This is a genomic window from Nonomuraea basaltis (assembly GCF_005893125.1).
GTDB lineage: Bacteria > Actinomycetota > Actinomycetes > Streptosporangiales > Streptosporangiaceae > Nonomuraea > Nonomuraea basaltis.
In genome coordinates this window covers 1-7,034 of record NZ_VCJS01000387.1, presented here as the reverse complement: position 1 = coordinate 7,034, position 7,034 = coordinate 1, and the positions used below count along the sequence as shown (strand labels likewise).

The window sequence follows — 7,034 nt, the reverse complement described above, 5'->3', positions numbered from 1 at the left end:
GACGTTCTTGGTAGGGATAGCTACTGATTATATACCTCTGTTATTGGATGTTGTTTTTTTTTTAGATGTATATAAGAGACAGGTGTTTGGGTCGGCGGCGGGGGAGTGGTTCTTCCCCGACGGGGAGGAGGCGGCGGCGCGGGGCGTGACGGTGCACGACGGGATCGGTCACCTGCTCGGCCGCGACGGCGGCGTGGCCGACCTGCGCGCCCAGGCCCTGGAGGCCGCCGTGAACGGGTCCCTGACGCCCGCGGTCCAGGCGTTCCCGCTGGGCAGTGCCGCCGAGGCGCACCAGGCGCTGGAGAGCAGGAACACCATGGGCAAGGTCATCCTCGTGCCGTAGCCAGCTCCTCCACGACCGGGATGAGGGCGGGGAGATCCCGCTCGTGGTGCACCACAAAGTACGAAATATCGTGCTCATCCCGCCAATGGCGGACTTTGTCCACGATGTCGTGTCGCGTACCGAGCAGGACCTGGGGCGTCTCGTCCAGCGTCGAACTGTCGGCCGCGCTCCACGCCTCCTCCACCTTCCGCTTGCCCGCCTGGACCACGCTCGTGCCCAGCTCCAGGCGGGCGTAGCGGTCGCCGGCGGCCGCGCGGACGTGCCGGAGCTTGCCCAGGAACGCCTCCAGCCCGCCGTCCCGCCGGTCGGGCCCGCTGCCGTCCCGTTTCACCCGCATCCCGATGTTCACCACGTCGGCCTGCTCGGCCGCCAGCCGCAACACCCGCGGCCCGCCCCCGCCGAGCAGGAGCGGCGGATGCGGCCGCTGCGCGGGCTTGGGCCGCTGGTCGAGCCCGTCGATCCGATAGTGCTCACCCTCGTAGGAGAACGCCCCGTCCCCCCAGAGCCCCTTGAGCACGGCGATCGCCTCCCGTAGCCGCTCCACCCGCACTCCCGGCGGCTCCAGCGTCATTCCGGCCCCCGCGTAGTCGTCCGCCATCCACCCGGTCCCGATCCCCACCTCCAGCCGCCCGCCGGACAGCAGGTCGATCGTGGCCGCCTCCTTGGCCAGCACCGCCGGATGCCTGAAGTCGTTGGCGAACACCAGCGTCCCCACCCGCAGCCGGTCGGTGGCGCAGGCCGCCGCGGTCAGGGCGGCGATGGGCGCGAACCGCGGCCCGACCAGGTGATCGGGCACCAGCAGCACATCGAACCCGGCTCCCTCCAGCCGCCTGGCCTTCTCGGCCCACTCCTTTCCGGACTCGGCCTCCCGTACCACTGCCCCGAACCTGAACGGCCGCACGATCCCTCCCACCGTGTTGAGCAAGCGCTTGGGTGTCAATGTACGCCGGAAACGAGGGTGTACGGGGGCGCGCCTGGCCGCCTGTCCTTCCGATCAGGTGCGCCGAGGGTCGGCGGGGAGCACGAGGGCGATGCCGCCGGAGGCGGCGGCGAAGACGAGCCAGGCCGCGCCCGCCACCAGGTTGCCGAGCTGGGCGAACCAGGCGATGGGGATGAGGAACGGCGCCACGATCATGGCGATGGCCGCCCACTTCGGCGCGGCGCTGCGCAGGGCGGCGATGCCCAGCAGGACGAAGCCCAGCAGGCCCAGGAAGAACGAGAACCCCAGCACCGAGGTCGGCAGCCCTTCGTTCAGCTCCGTGACCAGCCGGTTCGTGGTCGGCACGTCCAGCCCGATCTTGGCGGCCGCGTAGATCACGCCGTCGGTGTCCAAACTGACCGGCAGGGCCAGGATGAAGGCGAGGACCATGCCCACCAGGCCGAGTACGGGCCGCCCCGATCTGGCCACCTTGCCGACCCCGAAGATCCCGGGGATGAAGGCGGCGAAGCTCAGGGCGCTGATCCAGCTCCAGAGGGCGTAGCCGTCGAGGTTGGCGACGAAGGACCGGATGTACGCCTCGCCCTCGGCCGTGGCGTCGTTCGGGGCGAACAGCAGTGACAGGGCGAGCGCGAGCGGTGCGACCACCGCGCAGGTGATCATCGCGTACCGGGTGAAGCCGGCGGTGGCGGGGGGTGTCTCGACTGTGGTCATGCCCTGAGGGTCAGACGGGCGGCGGGGACGCGCATGAGTAGGGGCTACTCAAATCGAGTCTTACCAAGCGCTTGCTTTAGGTGCGAGACTGGGGCCATGGAGATCCCGGTGCGCCAGGCCACCGACGACGAGGTGGCGTTCTTCCACGAGCACGGCTGGGTGCGGCTCGGCCGGCTCATCGATCCCGGCACCGCGGCGGAGCTGCGCGAGCGGGCCACCTGCTACCTGGACGGCCGGGCGAAGGACAAGCGGACGCTGGTCGACCAGGCGTTCGGGCAGTCGAGGGACATCGCGGCGAGCGACGAGATGTTCGGGGCGCTGACCATGAGCCCCCAGATGGGGCGCAACGCCGTACGGCTGCTGCGCGGCGTCCGGGCGGTACGCGTGCAGGTCACCAACCTCCTGGTCAAGGAGGCCGGCGAGCACGGCGCCACCGAGTTCCACCAGGACTTCCCCTGGATGCCGATGGACCGCTCGGCCATGCTGACCGTGTGGCTGGCGCTGGCCGACGTGCCCGCCGACATGGGGTCGCTCAGGTTCTACGACGGCTCGCACCGCCACGGCCTGCTCGGGCGCAGCTTCACGCGGCCCGGCGACGACCAGCTCAGCCAGCACCCGTGGCTCAAGGAGCTGGAGCTGTCCCCGCCGCTCGACCTCAAGGCCGGCGACGCGACCGTGCACCACGCGCTGACCGTGCACGGCGCGCCCGCGAACCGCCAGGACCGCCCGCGGCTGTCGTTCACCGTCACCTACTTCGACGCCGACGCCCTCTACACCGGCCTGCCGTACAAGCAGACCGACGAGCTAGAGCTCCAGATCAACCGGCCGTTCGAGCACGAGAGGTTCCCGTGCCTGAAACCGTGAGGGGCCCGGTCGCCGACCTCGGGGCGACGCTCATGCACGAGCACGTCTTCGGGCTGAGCCCGGAGATCCTGTGGAACTGGCCGGACATCCCGGAGATGTGGGATCTGGAGCTGCGGGCGCGGGAGGCGGCGGGCAAGCTGGACGCGCTGAAGGCCGAGGGCGTCGACACGATCGTGGACCTGACCGTGCTCGGGCTCGGCCGCCACATCCCGGCCGTGCAGCGGGTGGCCGAGCTCACCAGCGTGAACATCGTGGTCGCCACCGGGCTCTACACCTACGACGCGCTGCCGCCGTACTTCGCCAACCGGGGTCCCGGATCGCTGTTCGGCGGGCCCGACCGGCTGGCGGAGTTCTTCGTGCGGGACATCGCCGAGGGGATCGGGCGGACCGGTGTCAAGGCCGCCATGCTCAAGTGCGCCTCCGACCACCTGGGCATGACCAAGGGGTGCGAGCGGGTGTTCCGGGCGGTCGCCGAGGCCCACCTGGCGACCGGCACACCGATCACCACGCATTCGCACAGTCCCTCCAAGGGCGGCCTCGAGCAGCAGCGCCTGCTCGGCTCGCTCGGCGTCGACCTGAGCCGGGTGGTGATCGGGCACGCCGGGGACTCGACCGACGTGGCGTACCTGGAGGAGCTGATCGCGGCCGGCTCCTACCTGGGCATGGACCGCTTCGGGATCGAGACGATCAGCCCGTTCGAGCAGCGGGTGTCGGTGGTGGCCGAGATGTGCGAGCGCGGGCATGCCGAAAAAATGGTGTTAAGTCACGATTCGTACTGTTTCAACGATCGTTTCGACGCCGACGTCGTACGGCGCCGCCACCCCAACTACCACCTCCTCCACGTCTCCCGCGACGTCATCCCCGAACTGCGCAAGAGGGGCGTCACGGACGACCAGATCCACCAAATGCTCGTCGGCAACCCGCGGAGGATCTTCGCATGATCGAGGACTTCGACGTCGGCTCGGACTGGCACGTCGCCGACCCGTACCCCTTCCTCGCCCGGCTCCGCGAGGAGTCGCCGGTGTTCTGGAGCGAGCACCTCCAGGCGTACGTGCTGACCCGCTACGCCGACGTGCGGGCGGCGTACGGCGACCCGCGGCGCTTCTCCTCCAAGGGCTCGCTGACGATCTCCCGCAGCCTGACCGCGGAGACGAAGGAGAAGCTGGGCGAGCACGGCTCGTTCCTGTCCAGCTTCGTGGCCAACGTGGACCCGCCCGACCACACCCGCCTGCGCCGGTCGGTGTCGAGGGCGTTCACGCCGCGCGCGGTCGCCGCCATGGAGGACACGTTCCGCGAGCTCAACGAGGACCTCCTCGACCGGATCGCCCCGCGAGGCCGGGCCGACTTCGTCGCCGAGATCGGGCACGAGCCGTCGATCAAGCTGACCGCCCGCTTCATCGGGGTGCCGGAGTCCGACGAGGCCTTCGTGCAGTCGCACGTCAAGGACTGGTTCCAGCTCTTCCTGTCGCCGCAGCCGCCGGAGCGGCAGCTCGAGCTCGCCGGCAGCTTCCTGACCTATCTGGACTACGTGGACCGGCTGGTGGCCGCCCGGGCCAAGGACCCGCAGGACGACTTCACCTCCCTGATGACCTCGCTGATCGGTGACGAGCTCACCCACAGGGAGGTGGTCGAGCTGATCTCCACGATCCTGCTGGGCGGCAACGACACCGTGCCGAACCAGCTCGGCAACACCGTCCTGCGGCTGCTCAGGGAGGGTGCGTGGCCCGTTCCGCCGGAGCGGGTCCCCGGCGCGGCCGAGGAGTGCATGCGCATCGACGGCGCCGCGCTGGGCTCGTTCCGGTACGCCACGACGGACATCCCGCTGCACGGAGTGACGATCCCGGCGGGCGCCCTCGTGCTGCTGTCCGTCGACTCCGCCGCCCACGACGAGACCGTCTTCCCCGATCCCGGACGCTTCTGGATCGACCGGCCGAACGCCGCCGACCACATGGTCTTCGGCTACGGGATCCACTTCTGCGTCGGCGCCGCGCTCGGCCGGCTGCAGCTGCGCACCGCGCTCGACGTGCTCGGCCGCCGCCTGCCGGGCCTGCGGCTCCTGCCCGGCGTGCCGATCTCCCACCGGAAGTCGATCGTCGGCCGCGGCCTGACGTCCCTCCAGGTGACCTGGTGACCGGCCGCTTCGACGGGCGCGTGGCGCTGGTCACGGGCGCGGCCTCGGGCATCGGCGCCGCCTGCGCGGCCCGGCTGGCCGCCGAGGGCGCCTGCGTGGGCGTGCTCGACCTGCGCGCCGCCGGGGCCAAGGCCACCGCCGCCGCCATCCGCGCCCGCGGCGGCACCGCCACGGCGCTCACCTGCGACGTCTCCGACGAGAAGCAGGTGGAGGAGGCCGTCGCGACCCTGGTGGCGTCGTTCGGCCGGGTGGACGTGCTGCACTCCAACGCCGCCGCGCTCGACCGCGAGGTGTACGGCCGCGACCGCGAGCTGGACGCGCTCGACGTCGCCGTCTGGGACCGGACCATGGAGGTCAACCTGCGCGGCGCCATGCTCATGGTCAAGCACACCGTCCCCGCCATGCCCGACGGCGGCGCCATCGTCCTCACGTCGTCGGTGTCCGCCCTGGTCGGCGACACGGTCCACGCCGCGTACGGCGCCTCCAAGTCGGCACTGATCGGCTTCACCCGCTACGTCGCCACCATGTACGGCGCCCGCGGCGTCCGCTGCAACGCCGTCGCCCCCGCCCTCGTCCTCACCCCGGCCGCCCAGCAGGCCCTGACGCCCGCCCAGCTCGCCGACAAGGCCGCCGAACGCCTCCTTCCGTGGGCGTGCACGGTGGACGACGTGGCGAGCCTGGTGTCGTTCCTGGCCTCCGACGAGAGCCGCTGCGTCACCGGCCAGACCCTCGTCATCGACTCCGGCACCCTCGCCCACCGCCCCCAGCACGCCATCCAGCGGTGGCGCGAACATCAGTGACTCCGACGGGCGGCATGGGGTGATGGTCCCGGATCTGATCGCCGGGCCATAAGGTGACCTGGAGCGGACTCGGGAGGTCGCATGGAGCCGGTGGCGGTCGGGCTGGTCGGAGCGGGGCCGTGGGCTCGGATGGCGCACGCGCCCATGCTGGCGAGGGGTCCGCACACGCGGCTGGCCGGCGTGTGGGCCCGGCGTCCGGAGGCCGCCGCCGAGCTCGGGGTGCCGGTGTTCGAGCGGATCGAGGAGCTCTTCGACGCCTGCGAGGCGGTGGCGTTCTGCGTGCCGCCCGCCGTACAGGCCGCGATGGGCGTCCGCGCCGCCCGCGCGGGCAAGGCGCTGCTGCTGGAGAAACCGCTCGCCGACTCCCTGGCGAACGCCGAGCGGCTGGCCGCGGCGGTCGCGGAGGCGGGCGTGGGCTCCCAGATGGTGCTGACCTTGCGCTACTCCGTCCAGGCCCGCACGTTCCTCGCCCGGTGCGGCGAGATCCAGCCCTTCGGCGGCCACGCCGCGAACATCTCCGGCGCCCTCCTCGGCGACCACCCGTTCGCCACGCCCTGGCGGCTGGAGCGCGGCGCGCTGCTCGACGTCGGCCCGCACGTGATCGACCTGCTGGACGCCGCCCTGGGCCCGGTGACCGGTGTGCGCGCGCACGGCAATCCGCTCGGCTGGACCGGCCTGCTCCTGGAGCACGAGGGCGGCGCGGTCTCCGAGGCGTCGCTGTGCATGGCCGCCGTCGGCGACCTGCCGCCGTCGACGATCGCCGTGTACGGCCGCACCGGCAACGCCGTGCTCCTGCCCTTCGACGACGACCCCTTGGAGACCATCGCCGAGGAGTTCGCCCAGACCGTGCGGAACGGCGGCGGGCATCCCCTCGACGCCGCCCACGGGCTCCGGCTGCAGCGGATCATCGCCGAGGCGGAGACCCAACTAACCCCTTGACGCCGGAGACATTTAGGACATTGATAGCGTTTGTCCGACGCGCAGTGCTGCAGCGAAGTCCGGTGCGAGTCCGGCGCTGTCCCGCAACTGTCATAGCCAGGTCGCCTGCCTCTGCGCTGACGCCATCAACCCTCGTGGAAAAGGGTGATCCGTCGCTCTACGCGGGTCTCTCGGTTCCGACAGTGTGAAAGGACTCCTCGTGAGGCCCGTACGAACGGCCTTCGCGGGCGCGCTGCTGGGAACGCTCGTCCTGACCGGATGTGGCCAGACCGGCACCACGGCGACCCCCGCCGCTTCCCCCACCCC

At 71.2% G+C, this 7,034-nt stretch carries 8 protein-coding genes; 6 read left to right on the top strand and 2 right to left on the bottom strand.

All coding sequences use genetic code 11. The features are described from left to right. Positions 1-82 precede the first annotated feature (82 nt). Complete coding sequence (locus EJK15_RS66215; RefSeq protein ID WP_240778073.1) at positions 83-343, top strand: zinc-binding dehydrogenase; 261 nt, start codon at positions 83-85, stop codon at positions 341-343. On the opposite strand, the gene EJK15_RS66210 is transcribed toward EJK15_RS66215, so the two are convergent. Next, complete coding sequence (locus tag EJK15_RS66210; RefSeq protein ID WP_240778072.1) at positions 327-1,244, bottom strand: TIGR03621 family F420-dependent LLM class oxidoreductase; 918 nt, start codon at positions 1,242-1,244, stop codon at positions 327-329. The two genes, EJK15_RS66215 and EJK15_RS66210, sit on opposite strands and share 17 nt — an antisense overlap. A gap of 93 nt (positions 1,245-1,337) precedes the next feature. Then, the gene (locus EJK15_RS66205) at positions 1,338-1,994 is read right to left on the bottom strand and encodes a hypothetical protein (protein ID WP_138720423.1); all 657 of its coding nucleotides are present in this window, start codon (positions 1,992-1,994) and stop codon (positions 1,338-1,340) included. 96 nt (positions 1,995-2,090) lie between these two features. Here EJK15_RS66205 and EJK15_RS66200 point away from each other — a divergent pair, with 96 nt between their 5' ends. The 5 genes from EJK15_RS66200 (at position 2,091) to EJK15_RS66180 (ending at position 6,728) form a co-directional block, all read left to right on the top strand. After that, positions 2,091-2,858: a phytanoyl-CoA dioxygenase family protein gene (locus EJK15_RS66200; protein ID WP_171075375.1), complete on the top strand. Its 768-nt coding sequence runs from the start codon at positions 2,091-2,093 to the stop codon at positions 2,856-2,858. Next, a complete protein-coding gene (locus EJK15_RS66195) occupies positions 2,843-3,799 on the top strand; it encodes a phosphotriesterase family protein (RefSeq protein ID WP_138720421.1) in 957 nt (318 codons plus the stop codon). Before EJK15_RS66200 ends, EJK15_RS66195 begins: the two co-directional genes overlap by 16 nt. Next, the gene (locus EJK15_RS66190; protein ID WP_138720420.1) at positions 3,796-4,989 is read left to right on the top strand and encodes a cytochrome P450; all 1,194 of its coding nucleotides are present in this window, start codon (positions 3,796-3,798) and stop codon (positions 4,987-4,989) included. The genes EJK15_RS66195 and EJK15_RS66190 overlap by 4 nt, the downstream gene beginning before the upstream one ends. Further along, entirely contained in the window at positions 4,986-5,789 is an 804-nt protein-coding gene (locus EJK15_RS66185) for an SDR family NAD(P)-dependent oxidoreductase (RefSeq protein ID WP_138720419.1), read from the top strand. Before EJK15_RS66190 ends, EJK15_RS66185 begins: the two co-directional genes overlap by 4 nt. Positions 5,790-5,870: 81 nt before the next feature. Continuing rightward, positions 5,871-6,728, top strand: coding sequence for a Gfo/Idh/MocA family protein (locus EJK15_RS66180; RefSeq protein WP_138720418.1), 858 nt, complete (start codon positions 5,871-5,873; stop codon positions 6,726-6,728). Positions 6,729-7,034: the final 306 nt, after the last annotated feature.

What these genes read in the sequence shown, in the direction of transcription:
- EJK15_RS66200 (WP_171075375.1), top strand. Translation starts at nt 2,091, where the DNA reads ATGGAGATCCCGGTGCGCCAGGCCACCGACGACGAGGTGGCGTTCTTC.
- EJK15_RS66180 (WP_138720418.1), top strand. Translation starts at nt 5,871, where the DNA reads ATGGAGCCGGTGGCGGTCGGGCTGGTCGGAGCGGGGCCGTGGGCTCGG.
- EJK15_RS66205 (WP_138720423.1), bottom strand. Translation starts at nt 1,994, where the DNA reads ATGACCACAGTCGAGACACCCCCCGCCACCGCCGGCTTCACCCGGTAC.
- EJK15_RS66190 (WP_138720420.1), top strand. Translation starts at nt 3,796, where the DNA reads ATGATCGAGGACTTCGACGTCGGCTCGGACTGGCACGTCGCCGACCCG.